This is a genomic window from Duganella sp. GW821-FHT01E12, from assembly GCF_059422325.1.
In genome coordinates this window covers 53,921-71,834 of sequence record NZ_JBWKWR010000016.1, presented here as the reverse complement: position 1 = coordinate 71,834, position 17,914 = coordinate 53,921, and the positions used below count along the sequence as shown (strand labels likewise).

At 65.9% G+C, this 17,914-nt stretch carries 18 protein-coding genes and 3 tRNA genes; 12 read left to right on the top strand and 9 right to left on the bottom strand.

Annotation, left to right across the window (positions count from 1 at the left end; translation table 11 throughout):
- Positions 1-21: 21 nt before the first annotated feature.
- Both AC07WS_RS28695 and AC07WS_RS28690 read right to left on the bottom strand, forming a co-directional pair.
- Positions 22-1,545, bottom strand: coding sequence for an MDR family MFS transporter (locus AC07WS_RS28695; RefSeq protein WP_494732343.1), 1,524 nt, complete (start codon positions 1,543-1,545; stop codon positions 22-24).
- Complete coding sequence (locus tag AC07WS_RS28690) at positions 1,542-1,976, bottom strand: MarR family winged helix-turn-helix transcriptional regulator (protein ID WP_494732342.1); 435 nt, start codon at positions 1,974-1,976, stop codon at positions 1,542-1,544. The genes AC07WS_RS28695 and AC07WS_RS28690 overlap by 4 nt, the downstream gene beginning before the upstream one ends.
- 108 nt (positions 1,977-2,084) lie before the next feature.
- Between AC07WS_RS28690 and AC07WS_RS28685 the strand changes: the two genes are divergently transcribed.
- The 3 genes from AC07WS_RS28685 (at position 2,085) to AC07WS_RS28675 (ending at position 4,771) form a co-directional block, all read left to right on the top strand.
- Positions 2,085-2,840: a transporter gene (locus AC07WS_RS28685; RefSeq protein WP_494732341.1), complete on the top strand. Its 756-nt coding sequence runs from the start codon at positions 2,085-2,087 to the stop codon at positions 2,838-2,840.
- A gap of 110 nt (positions 2,841-2,950) precedes the next feature.
- Positions 2,951-3,430 (top strand): hypothetical protein, encoded by a 480-nt coding sequence (locus AC07WS_RS28680; protein ID WP_494732340.1) that lies wholly within the window; start codon positions 2,951-2,953, stop codon positions 3,428-3,430.
- A 36-nt stretch (positions 3,431-3,466) separates the two neighbouring features.
- Positions 3,467-4,771 (top strand): NAD(P)/FAD-dependent oxidoreductase, encoded by a 1,305-nt coding sequence (locus AC07WS_RS28675; RefSeq protein WP_494732339.1) that lies wholly within the window; start codon positions 3,467-3,469, stop codon positions 4,769-4,771.
- A 1-nt stretch (position 4,772) separates the two neighbouring features.
- On the opposite strand, the gene AC07WS_RS28670 is transcribed toward AC07WS_RS28675, so the two are convergent.
- Entirely contained in the window at positions 4,773-5,486 is a 714-nt protein-coding gene (locus AC07WS_RS28670; protein ID WP_494732338.1) for a sensor histidine kinase, read from the bottom strand.
- A 77-nt stretch (positions 5,487-5,563) separates the two neighbouring features.
- A complete protein-coding gene (locus AC07WS_RS28665; protein WP_494732337.1) occupies positions 5,564-7,195 on the bottom strand; it encodes a response regulator in 1,632 nt (543 codons plus the stop codon).
- 226 nt (positions 7,196-7,421) lie between these two features.
- Between AC07WS_RS28665 and AC07WS_RS28660 the strand changes: the two genes are divergently transcribed.
- A complete protein-coding gene (locus tag AC07WS_RS28660; protein WP_494732336.1) occupies positions 7,422-7,763 on the top strand; it encodes a hypothetical protein in 342 nt (113 codons plus the stop codon).
- A gap of 16 nt (positions 7,764-7,779) precedes the next feature.
- Here AC07WS_RS28660 and AC07WS_RS28655 read toward each other — a convergent pair whose 3' ends face one another.
- From AC07WS_RS28655 to AC07WS_RS28645, 3 genes are all read right to left on the bottom strand, one after another.
- The gene (locus tag AC07WS_RS28655; protein WP_494732335.1) at positions 7,780-8,757 is read right to left on the bottom strand and encodes a diguanylate cyclase domain-containing protein; all 978 of its coding nucleotides are present in this window, start codon (positions 8,755-8,757) and stop codon (positions 7,780-7,782) included.
- Positions 8,758-8,939: 182 nt separating this feature from the next.
- Positions 8,940-11,174, bottom strand: a complete 2,235-nt coding sequence (locus tag AC07WS_RS28650; RefSeq protein WP_494732334.1) for a hybrid sensor histidine kinase/response regulator — start codon at positions 11,172-11,174, stop codon at positions 8,940-8,942.
- A gap of 136 nt (positions 11,175-11,310) precedes the next feature.
- Positions 11,311-12,141: a response regulator gene (locus AC07WS_RS28645; RefSeq protein ID WP_494732333.1), complete on the bottom strand. Its 831-nt coding sequence runs from the start codon at positions 12,139-12,141 to the stop codon at positions 11,311-11,313.
- Positions 12,142-12,486: 345 nt separating this feature from the next.
- Here AC07WS_RS28645 and AC07WS_RS28640 point away from each other — a divergent pair, with 345 nt between their 5' ends.
- From AC07WS_RS28640 to AC07WS_RS28630, 3 genes are all read left to right on the top strand, one after another.
- Positions 12,487-12,687: a hypothetical protein gene (locus tag AC07WS_RS28640; RefSeq protein WP_494732332.1), complete on the top strand. Its 201-nt coding sequence runs from the start codon at positions 12,487-12,489 to the stop codon at positions 12,685-12,687.
- A 190-nt stretch (positions 12,688-12,877) separates the two neighbouring features.
- A tRNA-Arg gene (locus tag AC07WS_RS28635) sits at positions 12,878-12,954 on the top strand.
- A gap of 137 nt (positions 12,955-13,091) precedes the next feature.
- Positions 13,092-13,168: transfer RNA gene (locus AC07WS_RS28630), tRNA-Arg, on the top strand.
- 49 nt (positions 13,169-13,217) lie between these two features.
- On the opposite strand, the gene AC07WS_RS28625 is transcribed toward AC07WS_RS28630, so the two are convergent.
- Positions 13,218-13,937 (bottom strand): hypothetical protein, encoded by a 720-nt coding sequence (locus AC07WS_RS28625; RefSeq protein ID WP_494732331.1) that lies wholly within the window; start codon positions 13,935-13,937, stop codon positions 13,218-13,220.
- Between the two features lie 173 nt (positions 13,938-14,110).
- Here AC07WS_RS28625 and AC07WS_RS28620 point away from each other — a divergent pair.
- Positions 14,111-14,187, top strand: a tRNA-Arg gene (locus AC07WS_RS28620).
- A gap of 49 nt (positions 14,188-14,236) precedes the next feature.
- Here AC07WS_RS28620 and AC07WS_RS28615 read toward each other — a convergent pair.
- Entirely contained in the window at positions 14,237-14,437 is a 201-nt protein-coding gene (locus AC07WS_RS28615) for an entry exclusion lipoprotein TrbK (RefSeq protein WP_494732330.1), read from the bottom strand.
- A gap of 83 nt (positions 14,438-14,520) precedes the next feature.
- On the opposite strand from AC07WS_RS28615, the gene AC07WS_RS28610 reads away from it, so the two are divergent.
- The 4 genes from AC07WS_RS28610 to AC07WS_RS28595 all read left to right on the top strand — a co-directional run bounded on the left by AC07WS_RS28610 (position 14,521) and on the right by AC07WS_RS28595 (position 17,912).
- Positions 14,521-15,669, top strand: coding sequence for an alpha-hydroxy acid oxidase (locus AC07WS_RS28610; RefSeq protein WP_494732329.1), 1,149 nt, complete (start codon positions 14,521-14,523; stop codon positions 15,667-15,669).
- Complete coding sequence (locus AC07WS_RS28605) at positions 15,666-16,544, top strand: class I SAM-dependent methyltransferase (RefSeq protein WP_494732328.1); 879 nt, start codon at positions 15,666-15,668, stop codon at positions 16,542-16,544. The genes AC07WS_RS28610 and AC07WS_RS28605 overlap by 4 nt, the downstream gene beginning before the upstream one ends.
- A 158-nt stretch (positions 16,545-16,702) precedes the next feature.
- A complete protein-coding gene (locus AC07WS_RS28600; RefSeq protein WP_158567992.1) occupies positions 16,703-16,840 on the top strand; it encodes a hypothetical protein in 138 nt (45 codons plus the stop codon).
- Positions 16,841-16,928: 88 nt separating this feature from the next.
- Complete coding sequence (locus AC07WS_RS28595; RefSeq protein WP_494732327.1) at positions 16,929-17,912, top strand: TOMM precursor leader peptide-binding protein; 984 nt, start codon at positions 16,929-16,931, stop codon at positions 17,910-17,912.
- The last annotated feature ends 2 nt before the right edge of the window (positions 17,913-17,914 follow it).

Below are 17,914 nucleotides of genomic sequence, written 5' to 3'. Positions count from 1 at the left end.
GAGGTTCCATTCGTTTCAAAGTCACTCCATGGCGGCGTGGTCGACCGCCGGCGCGGCCTGTTTGGCGGGCGGGCGCACCAACAGCAGCAGCGGGATCACGCACAGCGTCAGGATCATCATCAGCCAGAAATCGTCGACGTAGGCGATCATCGACGCCTGGCGGGTGATCTCGCCGTTCAGGGCGGCCGCCGCTTCCGGCGTGGCCACGTTGTCGAGCAGCGCCGGATTGACGGTGGTGATTTTCTCGGCCAGCGTGGCGTGCATGGTCTGCGTGTTCCGCACCAGCAGCGTTTGCACCATCGCGATGCCGATCGAGCTGCCGATATTGCGTATCAGGCTGTAGATGGCCGTGCCTTCGGCGCGCATCTCCGGCGACAGCGTGGCGAAGGTCGCGGCGCTGAGCGGCACGAACACCAGTCCCAGTCCCAGTCCCTGGATCACGCCCGGCCAGACGATGTCGCTGCGCGAGAGCACCAGCGTGTAGCGCGTCATCTGCCACAGCGAGAAGGCGGTGATGGCGAAGCCTATGCCCAGCAGCAGGCGCAGGTCGAACTTGCCGACCAGCCGGCCCACCACCATCATCGCGATCATGGTGCCGATGCCGCTGGGCGCCGTCACCAGGCCGGCGACGGCGGCCGGATAGCCCATCAGGCTTTGCAGCATCGACGGCGTCAGCGCCCGCGTGGCGAACAGCACCAGGCCGACGATGAAGATGAACAGCAGGCCGCTGACGTAGTTCGAATTCTTCAGCAGCCGGTAGTCGAAGAACGATTTGCCGGCCGGCCGCAGCGCGGTGTGCGCCACGAAGTAGGCGAAGCTCAGGGCCAGCACGATGGCCTCCACCCAGGTCTCCCTGGCCGCGAACCAGTCGTTCTGTTCGCCGCGGTCGAGCAGCATTTGCAGCGCGCCGATCGACAGGCTGAGGGTGGCGAAGCCGAAGGCGTCAAAGCTCATCTTGCGCGCGCCGGGCACCGGGCGGATGTAGCGCCAGATGCCGTAGAACGCCAGCGCGCCGACCGGCACGTTGATGAAGAATACCCAGCGCCAGTTGTAGCTGTCGGTCAGCCAGCCGCCCAGCGTGGGGCCGAGGATGGGGCCGATCATCACGCCCATGCCCCACACGGCCATGGCCGAGCCATGCTTCTCGCGCGGATTGATGTCGAGCAGCGTGGCCTGCGACAGCGGCACCAGCGCCGCGCCGAACACGCCCTGCAGCAGGCGCGCGGCGACGATCTCGGCCAGCGAGCCGGACAGCCCGCACAGCACCGAGGCCAGCGTGAAGCCGGCCACCGCCGTCAGGAAGATGTTCTTCTGGCCGTAGCGGTCGCACAGCCAGCCGGTCAGCGGCGTGGCGATGGCTGCCGCCACGATGAAGGAGGTCAGCACCCAGGTGATCTGGTCCTGCGAGGCCGACAGGCTGCCCTGCATGTGCGGCAGCGCGACGTTGGCGATGGTGCCGTCGAGCGCCTGGATGACGGTCGCCAGCATGATTGACAGCGTGATCATGGGGCGGTTGATCTCGCCCGGCGGTGCGGCTGTGCTCATGGGCGCGGCTCGATCTCGGTGAGCAGCGTCTCCAGGAATTCGGTGACGACGCGCAGCACCGCCGGATCGGCGCCGCCCAGCAGTTCCAGGCGGAAGGCGGAGGCTTCCTGCCAGACGCTCTGGTAGATCTGCTGCCCTTGCTCGGTCAGGCTGACCAGCTTGACGCGGCGGTCGGTCGCGGACGGCGTGCGCACCACGTAGCCGGCTTTGACCAGGCGGTCGATGGTGGCGACCATGGTCGGGTCCTCGACGCCGACGCGGGCGGCCAGCCGGGTTTGCGACAGCGCCTCGCTTTCCTTGGCGATGAAGGCGATCGCCATCCAGCTGGCCTGGCTCAGGCCCAGGTGCTTGAGGCGGCGGTCGACCGCCAGGCGCCAGGCGCGGGCGGTGCCGTGCAGCGCGGCGGAGAAGCGTTCTTCGATAGAGGGCATATGATTTAGCGACTAATGGTTAGGTCTCGAACGATTATTCTAGCATGGGGGTTTTCCCTTCAGCAAGCGGCGTGCTACGCTGATGGCATTGTTAAATTGGGAAACATGATGAAAACTCCTCTCGCCGCCGCGCTGTGCCTGTTGCCGCTGTTTTGCCACGCGGAAGACGGGCCGCCGATCACGCCGTACCGGCCGTCCGTGTCCAGCCCGGCGCAATTGCCGGCCGCCGGCCAGCTGGAACTTGAACTGGGTGGACTGAGCAGCAAATCCGATGATGGCCGCCGCAACAGCCTGCCGTACGCGCTCAAGCTGGGCTTCAACGAGCAGTGGGGCGTGGTGCTGGTGGGCGAGGGCTTTGTGTCGGCGCCGGACGGCAACGGCGGCCGCGCGCGCGGCATCGGCGACACGCAGTTCGTGCTCAAGCGCGCCTTCATCCTCGACGAGGCCAGCGCGCTGGGGCTGGAACTGGGCGCGAAGGCGCCCACCGCCAAGGACAGCATCGGCAGCGGCCGCGCCGACTACAGCCTCAACGGCATCTACAGCCAGGACATGGGCAAGGTCCACATGGACGCCAACCTCAACGCCACCCGCCTTGGCGCCTACGACGCCGGCACGGGCAGGGTGCAGACCGGGCTGTCGGCCTCGTTCTCGACGCCGCTGAACGAACAGTGGGGCGTGACCGGCGAGTGGTCCGGCACCCGCCGCAGCGGCGCGGCCAGCACGGCGCAGGTGCTGGTGGCGTTCAGCTACAGTCCCAGCAAGCGCTTGACGGTGGATGTCGGCGCGGCCCACGGCTTGAACCGCGCGTCGCCGGACTGGGCTTTCTTCAGCGGCGTAGTGTTGCCTTTGGCGCAACTGTGGTGAGCGATTGTGGCGTTTTATGTACGCTAGCGTACGGAAAGTTACTCCACGGTTTGCTAAGATGAGAAGTGAGCAAGTTCGCTCAGCCACGATTACAAGAAAAGAAGGCCATCATGAAAGCCAAGATACTTGCCGCCAGCCTGCTGGCATTGTCCTCCGCAGCGTATGCCAGCGACGTCGGCGTTTCCATCAACATCGGCCAGCCGGGCTTTTATGGCCGCATCGACATCGGCGATTTCCCGCAGCCGCAGGTGATCTACCGCGAGCCGGTGATCATCCAGCGCCCGGTGCGCTATGTGGAGACCGCGCCGGTCTACTTGCATGTGCCGCCGGGCCACGCCAAGCACTGGGACAAGCATTGCGCCGAGTATCGCGCCTGCGGCCAGCGCGTGTACTTCGTCGATGACGGCTGGTACCAGAATCAATACGTGCCGCGCTATCGCGAGCGTCATGGCGAAGGCCGCCGCGAAGACCGGCGTGACGACCGCCGCGACGACCGCCGCGACGACGACCATGGCAACGGCAACGGCCGCGGACATGGCAATGGCAATGGCAATGGCCACGGCAACGGCAACGGCCACAACAAGGACTAATCCCGCGGCGCCGGCCGCCGCCCACGGGAGTCAGGTTTGCACAGCAAAATCGTGATTGTAGGCGGCGGTGCGGGCGGGCTGGAACTCGCCTGCAAGCTGGGCCGCAAACTGGGTCCGCAGGCGGTGACCCTGGTCGACAGCCGGCAGTTCCACATCTGGAAGCCGTCGCTGCATGAGGTGGCGGCCGGCACGCTGGACGTGCATCAGGAAGGCCTGTCCTATCCGATGCTGGCGCACGACAACGGCTTCACCTTCGTCTACGGGCCGATGCTGGCGCTGGCCGAGGCCGAGCGCCAGCTGACGGTCGGCCCCATCTACAGCGGCGACAACGGCCAGCGCGAACAAGTGCTGCCCGAGCGCCGCATCGGCTACGACGCGCTGGTGCTGGCGGTCGGCAGCGTCTCCAATTATTTCGGCGTGCCGGGCGCGGCCGAACACACCATTTCCCTGAACGCCACCGAGGACGCCGAGCGCTTCCGCCTGACCCTGCTCAAGCTGCTCACCCAGGCCGCGCTGCAGAAGGCAACGCGGCCCGAGGCCGGCGTCGACATCGTCATCATCGGCGGCGGCGCCACCGGCGTCGAACTGGCGGCCGAACTGCGCGAGGCCAGCGGCGTGTATGCGGCCTACGACTTCCATCGACTGAACGCCGAACGCGACGTGCGCATCACCCTGCTCGAAGGCGCGCCGCGCATCCTGGCGCCGTTGCCGGACAAGGTGGCGGCCGCCGCGCTGGCGCTGTTGCGCGAACGCGCCGTGACGGTCGTGACCGACACCCGCGTGAGCGCCATCGCCGCCGACGCGGTGACGGCCGGCGACACCGTCTACCCGGCGCAGCTGGTGGTGTGGGCGGCCGGCATCAAGGCGCCGGCGTGGCTCGGTCAGCTGGGCTTGCCGGCCACGAAGTCGGGCCAGCTCGAAGTCGACGCCCGCCTGGCGGTGCAAGGCCATCCGGGCATTTACGCGCTGGGCGATTGCGCCGCCTGCGCCGGGGCCGACGGCAAGCTGGTGCCGCCGCGCGCGCAGGCCGCGCACCAGCAGGCCGATTACCTGTACCAGACCGTTATGCGCCAGCACCAGGGCAGGCCGCCGCAGCAGCGGCCGTACGTCTACCGCGACTACGGCTCACTGGTGTCGTTCGGCCAGAGCACGACGGTGGGCAGCTTGATGGGATCGCTGAAGGGCTTGAGCTGGTTTGTCGACGGCCTGGTGGCGCGGCTGATGTACGTGAGCCTGCACCTGATGCATCACCGCGCCGTGCTGGGCACGGTGCGCACCGCCTTGCTGGCGCTGGCGCGCTTCCTGATCAAGCGCAGCACGCCGCTGGTCAAGCTGCACTAGCTCAGCTTGATGCCGGCGCAGGCTTGGGCAGTATCATCGTCAGCGTGACGCCGCGCTCGGCGCCGGCCGACAGCGTCAGTGTGCCGCCCAGGTAGGCGGCCCGTTCGCGCGCGGTGCGCAGGCCGAACTTGCCGCTGACCTGGCCCAGCACGCCCGCCAGCGGGGCGCTCAGGCCGATGCCGTTGTCCTTCACCGTCAGCATCACCTCGTCCTCGTTGTCGTCGACGATGACGTCCACCTCGGTCGCATGCGCGTGCGCGGCGATGTTGCGCAGCGCTTCTTCCAGCGTATGCAGCAGCACGATGCCGTGGCTGCGCGGACAGTTCAGTTCTTCTTCCGGCAGGCTGCAGCGCGCGGCGACCTGGTGCTGCTGGCCGAACTGCTCGACCGCCTCGCCCAGCGCCACGCGCACGCCGAGGAATTCGAGCTTGTCGTTCCACAGCTTGATCTGCATCTGGCGGTTGGTTTCAACGATCTGCATCAGCAGCTGCTTCATGTGGACGGCGCGGTCTTGCAGCGCGGCCTCCTGCGGCATTTTCTGCATCAGCAAACCCAGGTGCATGGTCAGCGCGGTGAGCGACGAGCCGAGGCTGTCGTGCAGCTGGCGCGACAGCGAGCGGCGCTCGTTGTCCCAGCAGGTGTGGACGTGGCCGAGCAGGTCGCTCAGCTCGGCGCTGCGCAGGGCGTCTTGTTCTTGTGGTGCCGGGACGGACATGGTTCTCTCTGTTAGGACGTACTTTGTGTGGCGATCATACCCGAGCTTTGCAAGTCGTGGCGCACTCTGGCAAATGCTCACTGTTTGACCGGCACGCACACGCAGCCGCCGATCGCCTCCAGCAGCTGGTCGATGTCGACCGGCTTGACCAGGTGGCGGTCGAAGCCGGCGTCCATCACGCGCCGCAGGTCTTCGGCCAGGCCGTAGCCGGTCAGCGCGATCAGGCGGATGGCGCCGGTGGCGGGATCGGCGCGCAGGCGGCGCGCCACCTCGTAGCCGTCGATGCCGGGCAGGCCGATGTCGATCAGCGCCACGTCCGGCTGCAGGCGGGCGGCGGCCGCCACGCCCTCGTGGCCGTCGGCCGCCGAGTGCACCTCGTAGCCGTAACAGCTGAGCATCATGGTCATCATTTCGCGGCCGTCGTCGTTGTCCTCGATCAGCAGGATGCTGGGCATATTGGGCAGGCCGTGCGCGCCGCCGGCCTCGGCGGGCGGCGGCGCCGGCGCCGTCTGGTGCTCGATGCGCGGCAGGCGCAGCGTGAAGGTGCTGCCGCCGCCCGGCCCCTTGCTTTCGGCGGCGATGTGGCCGCCGTGCAGGTCGGCCAGCCGGCGCACCAGCGACAGGCCGATGCCCAGGCCGCCCTGCGAGCGGTCCAGCGTGCTCGAGCCCTGCACGAACACGTCAAACACGTGCGGCAGCAGGTCGGCCGCGATGCCGACGCCGGTGTCGCGCACGCTGAGCACGACGTCGTCGTTCTCGGTCCAGGTGCGCACCTCGATGCGGCCGCCGGCCGGCGTGTACTTGAGGGCGTTGTCGAGCAGGTTGCTGGCGATCTGCTCCAGCCGGGTGGCGTCGCCGTCGACCCAGCCGTGGTCGAGGTCGTGCACCAGCTGGTAGTCGGCGCTGCGGCCGGTGGCGCGGTAGGTTTCCAGCGTTTGCGCCACCAGCGCGGCCAGGTCCAGCGGCGCGCGGTTGAGCAGGATCTTGCCCGACATCGCGCGCGACAGGTCCAGCAGGTCGTCGACGATGCTGCCCAGGTGCTGGCTCTGGCGCTGGATGATCTTCTTGGCGCGGCTCACGCCGTCGGCCGACACGCCCGGCAGGCCGATCAGCGAGGCCGCGCTGCTGATGGCCGACAGCGGATTGCGCAGCTCGTGGCCCAGCATGGCGAGGAACTCGTCCTTGGCGTGGTTCTGCCGCTCGGCCGACTCGCGCTCCTCGATCTCGCGCGTCAGGCGCAGGTTGGTGGCGGTCAGCTCGGTGGTGCGCTGGCTCAGCTGGCGCGCCTGCCGCTTCAGTTCCTCGTTCTTGGTGGCCAGCGCGACAAACACCGCGACCTTGGCGCGCAGCACCTGCGGGATCACCGGCGTGAACAGGAAGTCCACCGCGCCGCGCTGGTAAGCCTTCAAACGGTCGAGCTCGTCCGCGAGGAAGGCCGTGATGAAGATGATGGGGATGTTGGCCGAGCGCGCGCGCTGGTGGATGGCCTCGGCGGTCTCGAAGCCGTCCATGCCTGGCATGTTGACGTCGAGCAGGATCACGGCGAAGTCGTGCATCAGCACCTGGCGCAAGGCCTCCTGGCCCGAGCGGGCCGCCAACACCTCGTAGGCTTCCTGTTCGGCCCACTGCGTGAGCAGACTGGTCAACGCGAACAGGCTGTTGGCATCGTCGTTGACCACCAGGATTTTGGGTTTTTCAGTTTTAGGCACGGGGTCTCTGCATACTGCTGACACGGCGAAATCTTCGCGGCCTTGAAGCTGCCAGAGAAGCAAGAAATATACGCCAAATCATCATATCAATTGCATATATGAATGTCAAAAACGCCCTGTCAATCGGACGCGACAACAGCCATGCGGCGCCAGTGTTCGGCTCCGTACAGAACCGGCGGCCGCTAGCTGCGATAGTGGTGGTCCACCCCCAAGGAAAGGACCCATCATGAACATCGATACTGTCGTGGATAAAGAGTACGTCGGCCTGAGTTTCCGGGCGCTGGCCGACGCCCCCACCAGCGCGCTGCGCGGCCTGAGCGCCAAGGACGCCAAGGCGCTGGCACAGGCGTTCAATGTGCACACGGTGCGCGAACTGGCCAACCTGGACTTCGTCAAATGGGCCAGCGCGATCACCACGCTGGCCGAGCATGAACAGGCCACGCCGCAGGAGCTGGCCGCCGAAGTCCGGCTCGACGATGGCCTGGAGATGACCTTCCCGGCCAGCGATCCGGTGTCGGTCGATGCCGGCGCGACCCGCGTCGAGACCACCCCGGCCATGGCGCACTAAGCCTTGCGCCGGCCGCTCAGGCCGGCGTTGGCGACAGCGCGTGGTGCTGCTGCGGCGGCATGGGCATCATCTGCGCGGTGCAGCAGCGGTTCTTGCCCAGGCGCTTGGCCTCGTACAGCGCGGCGTCGGCCACGGCGATCACCGAGGCCACCTGGTCGGCGTCGTCGGGATAGATGCCGATGCCGATGCTGGTCGACAGGCGCAGGGTCAGGCCGTTGACGACGTAGGGTTCGGAGACCGCCTCGATCAGCTTGGCGGCCGGCTCGTGGGTGTCGCCCGGCTGCGCGATATTGCCCATGACGATGACGAACTCGTCGCCGCCGACGCGGGCCACCGTGTCCTCCTTGCGGGCGCAGCCGACCAGGCGCTGCGCCACCATTTTGAGGATCTCGTCGCCGGCCGCGTGGCCGTGGGTGTCGTTGATGGCCTTGAAGCCGTCCAGGTCCAGATACATGACGGCGGCCTTGTTCTGCTGGCGCGTGGCGTGCTGCAGCACGGTGGCGATGCGGTCTTCCAGCAGGCGGCGGTTGGGCAGGCCGGTGAGCGGATCGTGCAGCGCCAGTTCCTGCTGCTGGCGGCTGTATTGCGCCAGTTCCTTGTACAGCAGCCGCACCTCCAGCATGTTGTGGATGCGCTTGTGCACTTCCAGCAGGTCGAAGGGTTTGCTGATGAAGTCGCGCGCGCCCGCTTCCAGCGCGGCGATCTTGAAGCTGGGCTGGGCGGTCAGCGCCAGCACCGGCAGGTAGCCGCCTTGCTCGATTTCCTTGAGCCCCTTCATGACCTGGAAGCCGTTCAGGCCCGGCATCTGCAGGTCCAGCAGGATCAGGTCGTAGCAGTGCTGGCGGTGCAGCGGGCACACCTGCTCGGGCAGCATGGTGGAGGCGACATCGGTATAGCCGGCTTCGCGCAGGATCTCCAACATCAATTCGACGTTGTCGGCGCTGTCATCCACCACCAGGATCTTGGCGTGCAGGATTTCGTCTCGGCTCGGCATATAGGTCTCTGTCTGTCTCAAATCGGCCATTCTGGCCGGAAAGTTATCGTCCCACGATCATAGCGCAAGCGTCTGTGCTGCGGCGCACACCTGCGCATGATATTTCCACATGGAAACTAATTGTACCTGCATTTTCGTTTTTCCGTAGTTTATCAATCGAATTTCGGATTGCTTGTAGGACATTACCGCGTCTGCGGGTAGGAGCGGCCGGCGCCCATGGCGGCCACCTTGGCGATCAGCTCGTTGGGTTCGACGGGCTTGGAAATATGCGCCAGGAAGCCGCTCGACAGCGCCTTGATGCGGTCCTCCGAGCGGGCGAAGGCGGTCAGCGCGATGGCCGGCAGGTCGCCGCCGCGCGACGGCCCCAGCGCCCGCACCCGGTCCAGCAGGCCGTAGCCGTCCACCTCCGGCATGCCGAGGTCGCTGACCATCAGGTCCGGCCGCGCATGCTGCAGCAGCGACAGCGCCTCGGTGGCGGTGGCGGCGGTCAGCACGTCGGCGTTGCAGTCGGCCAGGATGCGCTTGATCAGTTCGCGCGCGTCGTCCTCGTCGTCGACCACCAGCACCTGCAGGCCGGACAGGTCGTGGGCGGCCGCGCGCCGGCCGCCGTGGCTGGCGCCCAACGGTTCGTTGCCGCCGCGCCGGCGCGGCAGGCGCACGGTGAAGCAGGCGCCGCGGCCGACGCCGTCGCTGGCGGCGGTGACGGTGCCGCCGTGCTGCTCCACCAGGTGCTTGACGATCGCCAGCCCCAGCCCCAGGCCGCCGTGCTTGCGGGTGGTGGTGGCGTCGGCCTGGCGGAAGCGCTCGAACACGTGGGCCAGGAAGTCGGGCGCGATGCCGATGCCGCTGTCGCGCACGACGATGGCGATCTGGTCGCCCTCGCGCCGGATGGCGACCTCGATGCGGCCGCCGGCCGGTGTGAACTTGAGGGCGTTGGTCAGCAGGTTCCAGATGATCTGCTGCAGGCGGTTGGCGTCGCCGGCCACCATGCCGGGCGCCGGCTCGAAGTCCTGCTCGATGCGGATCTGCTTGGCCTCGGCGGCCGGGCGCACGGTGTCGATGGCGGCCGCCACGATGGCGGCCGGCGCCAGCGCCAGCATCTCCAGCCGCACCTTGCCGGAGGCGATGCTGCTCATGTCGAGCAGGTCCTCGATCAGCTGGGCCTGGGCGCGGGCGTTGCGTTCGATGGTCTGCAGGCCGCGGTGCAGGTCGGCCTGGTCGCGGCTGCCGCGCCGCAGCACCTGGGCCCAGCCGAGGATGGCCGTGAGCGGCGTGCGCAGCTCGTGCGACAGCGTGGCCAGGAATTCGTCCTTCATCTGGCTGGTGCGCTCGGCCTCGGCGCGCGCCTGGCGCTCGCTGTCGAGCAGGATCTTGCGTTCCTCGGCGGCCTGCTGCGACGCTTCGTACAGGCGGGCGTTGTCGATCGCGACGGCGGCCTGGGCGGCGATGCCGCCGATGATGCGCTCGGTGCGCTCGCTGAACATGGCCGGCTCCGGATGGCCGAAGTACAGGCAGCCGATCACCGCGCCCGAGCGCAGCGCCACCGGCACCGCCAGGTAGCTGCGCAGCGGCGGCTGGCCGGGCGGCATGCGGTGGCCGTCCGCGCCGCGGGCGTTGCGCGTGTCGGCCGGCCAGTTGTTGCTGCGCACCGTGCCGTGCGCGCCCAGCGCGGCGCCGGGCGGCGCGCCGTCGGGCGGGCGGCCGAAGCCGGCGTAGCCGGCCGGGGCGTCGGACGACATCAGGTGCAGCATGCGTCCCTTGCCGTGGCCGTCGGCGCCCTGGTAGCAGAAGGCGCCGATGCGGGCGCCGCTGATGCGGGTGGCGGCGTCCGTCACTTCCTGCAGCAGCGGATGCAGGTCGCGGGTCGAGGCCAGCGCGCTGCCGGTGCGGTTGACCAGTTCCAGCACGGCGGTTTCGTCGCGCAGCGCTTCCTGCACGCGCTTGACCTGGTCGACGTCGGTGCTGGTGCCGAACCAGCGCAGCACGCGGCCGGCGGCGTCGTGCACCGGGTTGGCGCGCGTGAGGAACCAGCGGAATTCGCCGTTGGCGCTGCGGATCGGCACCTCCAGCTCGTAGGGCTGGCCGGTGGCGCGCGAGTGTTCCCAGCGCTCCAGCATGGGGGCGATGCAGTCGGGCGCGTAGACCTGGCGCCAGCCGTTGCCGCCCATCTGTTCGGGCGTGGTGCCGGTGTAGGCGTACCACGGCTGGTTGTACCAGATCTTGCTGCCGTCCTGCTCGGCGATCCATGCCAGTTGCGGCATCGAATTGGCCAGCGCCCGCAGCTCCAGCTGGCTTTGGCGCAACGCTTCCCGCGCGCTCAGCAAGTCTAGCTGGGCGTTGGAGGATGGGAGGAGCGCGGCGTCGTCCGGCGGGGGTTCGGGCGTTACGGCGTCGGTGGGCTCGTTTGGAAGAATCATGTAGGGCTTGGGGCTGCCACGATACCTGTGGCCGCCGGACGGCGACCGTCAGGCTCGTCAGGCTAACGCTTGACGTTTTACGGTGTCTTTATTGTATGCCCATCTCCCACCGTGGCTACGCACGGTTGGCAGCGGCTCAGGCCGGTCGGGCGCCGCCCATGTGCTGGGCGATCTGGTCCAGCGCGGCTTGCAGCTGTTCGATGTCGTAGGGCTTCTGCAGCGACTGGGCGGGGAATTCCAGGTGGCGCGTCAGCGCGTCGCCGTAGCCGGAGGCGAACAGCAGCTGCAGCGCCGGCGCCTGCTTGTGCGCCAGCCGGGCCAGCTCGACGCCGGACATGCCGGGCAGGCTGACGTCGGTGAACAGCACGTCGAAGGGTAGGCGGGCCAGCTCGGGCAGGGCCTCTTCGCCGCTGGCGGCGGCCTGCACCTCGTGGCCGAGCGCGCGCAGGGTTTCGCAGACCAGGTAGCGGGCGTCGGCGTTGTCCTCGACCACCAGCATGCGCAGCGGACGCGCGGCATCGGCCAGCGGCGCGGCCTGGGCCGCCGTCAGCGTGCACAGCACGCCGGCCACGCCGCCCGTGTCGTTGCGCACCGGGGTGTAGTACAGGTCCAGCGGCAGCTGGGCGACGCCGTTGTTGCGCCACGCCGGCAGGCTGACGCCGCGGTAGCTGCTGCTGTCGCCGGCCCAGGCCTGGCGGATCGCGGCGCCGTTCCAGCTCCACGCGGCCGGCTGGATGGACGGCACGCCGCCGCCGGGCGCACGCAGGCTCGACAAGCCGATCAGCGCGGCGTAGGCGTCGTTGTAGACCATGATTTGTTCGTGGCCCCACATCAGCAGCATGGCGGCGGGGGAGTTGAGCAGGATGTCCACCGTCAGCCGCAGCGGCAGCGGCCAGCCGGCCGGCTCGCCCAGGGCGGTGCGCGACCAGTCAGGGGAGGGCGGCGCGACGGCGGTGGATGGTGTCATGCTGGGGCAACCTGTCTGTATTTGTCTTGGAAGGCAAAGCTGACCGCATCGTACACTAAAAAAAAAGCCCGCTACAGGAGCGGGCTAAATCTATTTCCTTGGAGGAGAATAGAGGAGACAGGTGAATGATGCTGCAACGCGCAATCGAATGCAAATTTTTTCTGATGATGAGCGAGATCACTGGCATGAATGAAGCCACCCGCAGGCCTTGAACATGCCGGGTTTGCGAGTGAAATGGCCAGGTTTTTTCCCGCCAGGCCGTGCGCTGCATATACACTGGCGGGCGGAGCGGCGCAGTGCCGCAAAACGGGAGCGGCGATGGCCACGGTGTTAAAGCACAGAAAAGTGCATATTGTTGTACTCGAACAAAGCGAACAGATCGCGGACAACTGCCGGCCGGGCGATATCGCCATCATCGTCGATGCCGCCGGCTGGTGGATCAAGTTTGTCGGCGAGAACGGCCAGATCGATTGCTATGGCGTTCCGTACGGGTCCTATAACGAGGCGCTGTGGTCGGCCAAGGCGGCGGCCGAATTCGGCACCTGACAGAGAGTGCTGGACAAGCCGGGGGAGTGTCCCTATAATGCTGCTTCTTTCGAACGGCATGCCGGTTGAAGGAGATGCAGCAAAGCAGTTTGCAAAGTGGTTGATTCGGTGTTTCGCACACTTAACCAACTAAACGATAGAAAAAATCGAACTTTGCAAAACGAAATTAATGCTTTATAATGTTGCTTAAGCGGCTGTAGCTCAGCTGGATAGAGTACTTGGCTACGAACCAAGGGGTCGTGGGTTCGATTCCTGCCAGCCGCACCAAAAATTCGTAAGTGAAAGGGCCTGAAGAGCAATCTTCGGGCCCTTTTGCTATAAGTGTAAGCCCTTGAAACAGATTGCAAAATTTCTTCAAGGAATGCTTCGCCAAACAAGAAAACGCTGTTATAATCTTGTTTTTCGCGGCTGTAGCTCAGCTGGATAGAGTACTTGGCTACGAACCAAGGGGTCGTGGGTTCGATTCCTGCCAGCCGCACCAAAATTCGTAAGACGAAAGGCCTGAAGAGCGATCTTCAGGCCCTTTTTCTTTATCCGGCCAATTCCGCCTGGTCGGATGCCTTCACTATTCCGGTGCGGAGATTCCGCTCGATTTTCAGCAAGACGATCAACAGGACCAGGCCGGCAAAGATCATGAAGCCCGCGCCGGCGGCGTACAGCGACGAGGTGGAGCTGGCCCGCGCCGTCTGGGCAAGCTGCTGGGCGTCCATTTTCTTCGCTTCTATTTGTTGCGCGTCGCGTTTGAACTCTTCGCCAAAATGGCTCAGCAGGCGGCCATATTCTTCGTTCATATTTGATTTCGCGCGAGCGAGGATGGCTGGGTTTTTCGCCGCATCGTTAATGACGGGAATGAATAATTTAAGGAAGTCGCGCCCCAGGCTTGGGTCTTGTTCCATGTTCTCGAACCCTTGGTGCAGTTGTTCTTTGTTGAGGGTCACTGCGGCCCCGGCGGCTTTGATGAACGAATCGACCGCTTTATAGTAATCTTCGAACAGGGGATCCAGTTTCCGGGTGGCCTGCTGTGAGGAGTCAGTCCGGTCGCCGCCCTTTGCCGGGGCTTGGGCTTGCTTGGCTGGCTCGTAACTCGACAGATTCAGCTTGATCTCGTCTTTTACGGGAACGGCTTGGGCATCATAGGTATTGATATATCGAATTCCCAATACGACGCTGGCGACGATGGCCAGGGTTGCGACCAGCAGCAAAACTATCCGCAGTAATTGCAGGTAGACCTGTTCTATTTTTTGAATCATTAATTTCTCTCCGTGTCACATAAAGTGGGGGAGTGCATTGTATGCGGCATAAATGGCGGGAAATTACACGAATTATCACTTTTGCTCCGCGCAGGCCGCTGAAAAACGCACCATAAAAAAAGTCGCCGCCGCTCTTCTTGATTTGAATTTCCCCTGCTATAATGTTGTCTTTCGCGGCTGTAGCTCAGCTGGATAGAGTACTTGGCTACGAACCAAGGGGTCGTGGGTTCGATTCCTGCCAGCCGCACCAAAATTCGTAAGACGAAGGGCCTGAAGAGAAATCTTCAGGCCCTTTTTCTTTATGGCTTGCGGGCCTTGGCGCACTGCGCCGACAGGATCGAGCGCTCCATCGCGTCGGTGACGCCGCGGATGTGCTCCGGCGTGCAGTTGGCGGCGCTGACCGCGACCGGCTGCACCTGGCGGGTCAAGCTGCGGTAGCCGAATATGCCCAGCAGCGCTGCGGCGGCCAGCGTGATGGCGACGTTGGTTTTGGATTTCAAAGATCATTCCTTTTTTGATAGTGCTTCCATGATACACGGGCCTCGTGCGATGATTATCCGATCATCATCCCGGAGGAGCGTGCATGACCATCATCACCACCATTGAAGACCTGCGCGTCTTGGCCCAGAAGCGCGTGCCGCGCATGTTCTACGATTACGCTGATGCCGGCTCGTGGACCGAATCGACCTACCGCGCCAACGTCGACGATTTCCAGCGCATCAAATTCCGCCAGCGCGTGGCGGTCAACCTGGAGAACCGCACGCTCAAAAGCACCATGGTCGGCCAGGAGGTGGCGATGCCGGTGGCATTGGCGCCGACCGGCCTGACCGGCATGCAGCACGCCGACGGCGAGATCCTCGCCGCCAGGGCTGCGGAAAAATTCGGCGTGCCGTTCACGCTGTCGACCATGAGCATCTGCTCGATCGAAGACATCGCCGCCAACACCAGCAAGCCGTTCTGGTTCCAGCTGTACGTGATGAAGGACCGCGAATTCATCAACCGCCTGATCGACCGCGCCAAGGCGGCGCGCTGCTCGGCCCTGGTGCTGACGCTGGACCTGCAGGTGCTGGGCCAGCGCCACAAGGACTTGCGCAACGGCCTGTCGGCGCCGCCCAAGCTCACCATCGCCAACATCGTCAACATGGCCAGCAAGCCGCGCTGGGTGCTGGGCATGCTGGGCACCCAGCGCCGCAGCTTCGGCAACATCGTCGGCCACGCCTCGTCGGTGTCGGACATGTCGTCGCTGTCGGCGTGGACCAGCCAGCAGTTCGATCTGAGCCTGTCGTGGAAGGATGTCGAGTGGATCAAGCAGCGCTGGGGCGGCAAGTTGATCATCAAGGGCATCATGGACGCGGAGGACGCGCGCCTGGCGGTGGAGAGCGGCGCCGACGCGCTGATCGTCTCCAACCACGGCGGCCGCCAGCTGGACGGCGCGCAGTCGTCGATCGGCGCGCTGCCGGCCATCGTCGACGCGGTCGGCACGCGGATCGAAGTGCACATGGACGGCGGCGTGCGCTCCGGCCAGGACGTGATCAAGGCGCTGGCGCTGGGCGCCAAGGGCGTCTACATCGGCCGGCCGTTCCTGTATGGCCTGGGCGCGATGGGCGAGCAGGGCGTGAGCAAATGCCTGGACATCATCCGCAACGAGCTCGATCTGACGATGGCCTTCTGCGGCCTGCGCGACGTCACCAAGGTCGATAAGAACATCCTCCTGCCGGGCAGCTTTACATGAAGCAGACCAGCAGCGGCAAGGGTTTGTTGCAGCAGGGCGTGGCCAGCCGCAGCGCGCTGGCGGTGGCCATGCTGCGCGCCGCCCACCAGCTGATCGACAAGCCGCTGGTGTTCGACGACCCGCTGGCCCTGCCCATCCTCGGTCCCGAGAACGAGGCCGTGGTGCGCGCCGCGCCGCAGAAGTTCGACACCGGCGTGGTGCGCGTGCTGCGCGCCGCGATGGCCGTGCGCAGCCGCTTCGCCGAAGATGAACTGGCGCGCGCGCTGCGCGACGGCGTGCGCCAGTTCGTGCTGCTGGGCGCGGGCCTCGACACCTACGCCTACCGCAATCCCGTGCCCGATCTGCGCGTGTTCGAAGTCGATCATCCCGCCACCCAGCGCTGGAAGCGCGGCTTGCTGGAGCAGGCCGGCATCGCGGCGCCGGCGTCGCTGACCTACGTGCCGGTCGATTTCGAACGCGACGATCTGGCCGACGCCTTGGCGGCCGCCGGCTGCCGCCTGGACCAGCCGGTGTTCTTCTCCTGGCTGGGCGTGACCCTGTACCTGAGCACCGACGCCGTGTTCGACACGCTGGCCTTCGTCGCCGGCCTGCCGTCGGGCAGCGGCATCGTGTTCGACTACGGCGTGGTGCCCGAGCTGCTCAACCCGATGGAGCGCATGGGCATGTCCTACTTCGCGCAGAAGTACGAAGCCGAAGGCGAACCCTGGATGTCCTTCTTCGCGCCCGAGGTGCTGGCCTGCGAACTGCGCGCGCTGGGCTTCGGCGCGGTGTCCGACCATGGCGCCGACCAGCTGCGCGTGCGCTATCTTGCAAGCCGCAACGACGGCCTGCGGCTTGGCGGCGGCACTCGCCTGATGAGCGCGCAAGTCAAATGAATTTGCCTGAATTAGAGTTAATATTCTAGTATCGTTGTTTTTATAGACATTCCTTGCCGTGCGGCAATCGTCGCGTGCTAATCTCGATTTCGGCGTCTCCTTATGCGCAAAATGCATGAGGGGAGCGCCTTTCATTCACTTCATAATAGGAAAAAGAAATGGAAATCCTGATCGACACGACCTTCATCTCGATTACCGATTCGACCGAATCGGAATACCTGCACGACGACATGAGCGGCGCACTGGCTGACGTCAGCGTCTCCTGCTGCACCTGCTCCTGCTCCTGCTGCTGCTAATTGCCAGCTGGCGGGCGGGATGTCGGCGCTGCCGCCGTCCCGCCTTTCCGGGTGCGCTGGATGAATGTTCTGACGATAGGTGTTCCACATGAATGAGTCTCTATACGTTTCGCCGCTGGCGGAAATCACCACGCTGGGCGACGACAAGATCGCCATGTCCGTGGTCGGCCGCCGCTTCACGGTCGAGGACAAGGTCGGCATGCTCAAGGGCATACTGGACCAGGCCGGGCAGGGCGTGCAACTGGCCGCGCTGACCGAGGCGATGGCCGACAGCTTCCCGCCCGAGGCGGTGGAGGCGGCCGTCACGGCGCTGGTCAACGCCCGGGTGCTGGTGCGCGACGACGCCCGCGCCGGCGGCGACGCCACCCATCAGCATCTGCAGCACCGGCGCGAACTCGATGCGCTGATCCCGCGCGACCAACTGGCCTTGTACGAGCGCGCCAACTGGCTGCTGGTGCTGGCCGGCGAGGGCGCCTGCGCCGACGCGCTGGCCGCCGCGCTGGCCGAGATGAACGTGCCGCTGCAGCGCATCGGCCATGACGCCGAGCTGCCGCGGGCCGACGCCATCGGCGACAAGCGCGCCTTGCTGGTGACCTGTTCCGACTTCGAAGACTTCGCGGCCTTCCGCGCGATGAACGCCAAGGCGGTGGAGCGCGGCCTGGCCAGCCTGTATCTGGGCATAGACTGGAGCACGGTGCAATGCGGCCCGCTGGTGATGCCGAAGGCGACCGCCTGCTACGAATGCTATTTCCACCGGGTGCGCAGCACGCGCAAGTTCGTCGCCGAATTCGACGTGCGCAGCAAGCCGGAAAACATCCTGTACCACGCGCTGCCGAGCAAGCTGGCGATCCAGTTCGCGGTGGCCGAGGCCTCGCGCCTGGTGCTGCAATACCTGAGCGGCACGCTGGACAACCTGCAGCACAGCGTGTTTAGCGAAATCGATAGCCTGAGCGGCGAGACCCATCGCAGCCGCGTGCTGCGCCTGCCGCGTTGCGCGTGCTGCGGCAACGCCAGCACGGCGCGGCCGGTCGGCACCGTGTTCCAGCAATCGCTGCTGCGTCGCCGGGCCTGAAC

Bases quoted from the DNA above. Each gene is read 5' to 3' on its own strand.
- AC07WS_RS28695 (WP_494732343.1), bottom strand. From the start codon at position 1,545: ATGAGCACAGCCGCACCGCCGGGCGAGATCAACCGCCCCATGATCACG.
- AC07WS_RS28690 (WP_494732342.1), bottom strand. From the start codon at position 1,976: ATGCCCTCTATCGAAGAACGCTTCTCCGCCGCGCTGCACGGCACCGCC.
- AC07WS_RS28685 (WP_494732341.1), top strand. From the start codon at position 2,085: ATGAAAACTCCTCTCGCCGCCGCGCTGTGCCTGTTGCCGCTGTTTTGC.
- AC07WS_RS28680 (WP_494732340.1), top strand. From the start codon at position 2,951: ATGAAAGCCAAGATACTTGCCGCCAGCCTGCTGGCATTGTCCTCCGCA.
- AC07WS_RS28670 (WP_494732338.1), bottom strand. From the start codon at position 5,486: ATGTCCGTCCCGGCACCACAAGAACAAGACGCCCTGCGCAGCGCCGAG.
- AC07WS_RS28660 (WP_494732336.1), top strand. From the start codon at position 7,422: ATGAACATCGATACTGTCGTGGATAAAGAGTACGTCGGCCTGAGTTTC.
- AC07WS_RS28655 (WP_494732335.1), bottom strand. From the start codon at position 8,757: ATGCCGAGCCGAGACGAAATCCTGCACGCCAAGATCCTGGTGGTGGAT.
- AC07WS_RS28650 (WP_494732334.1), bottom strand. From the start codon at position 11,174: ATGATTCTTCCAAACGAGCCCACCGACGCCGTAACGCCCGAACCCCCG.
- AC07WS_RS28645 (WP_494732333.1), bottom strand. From the start codon at position 12,141: ATGACACCATCCACCGCCGTCGCGCCGCCCTCCCCTGACTGGTCGCGC.
- AC07WS_RS28625 (WP_494732331.1), bottom strand. From the start codon at position 13,937: ATGATTCAAAAAATAGAACAGGTCTACCTGCAATTACTGCGGATAGTT.
- AC07WS_RS28610 (WP_494732329.1), top strand. From the start codon at position 14,521: ATGACCATCATCACCACCATTGAAGACCTGCGCGTCTTGGCCCAGAAG.
- AC07WS_RS28605 (WP_494732328.1), top strand. From the start codon at position 15,666: ATGAAGCAGACCAGCAGCGGCAAGGGTTTGTTGCAGCAGGGCGTGGCC.
- AC07WS_RS28600 (WP_158567992.1), top strand. From the start codon at position 16,703: ATGGAAATCCTGATCGACACGACCTTCATCTCGATTACCGATTCGACC.
- AC07WS_RS28595 (WP_494732327.1), top strand. From the start codon at position 16,929: ATGAATGAGTCTCTATACGTTTCGCCGCTGGCGGAAATCACCACGCTG.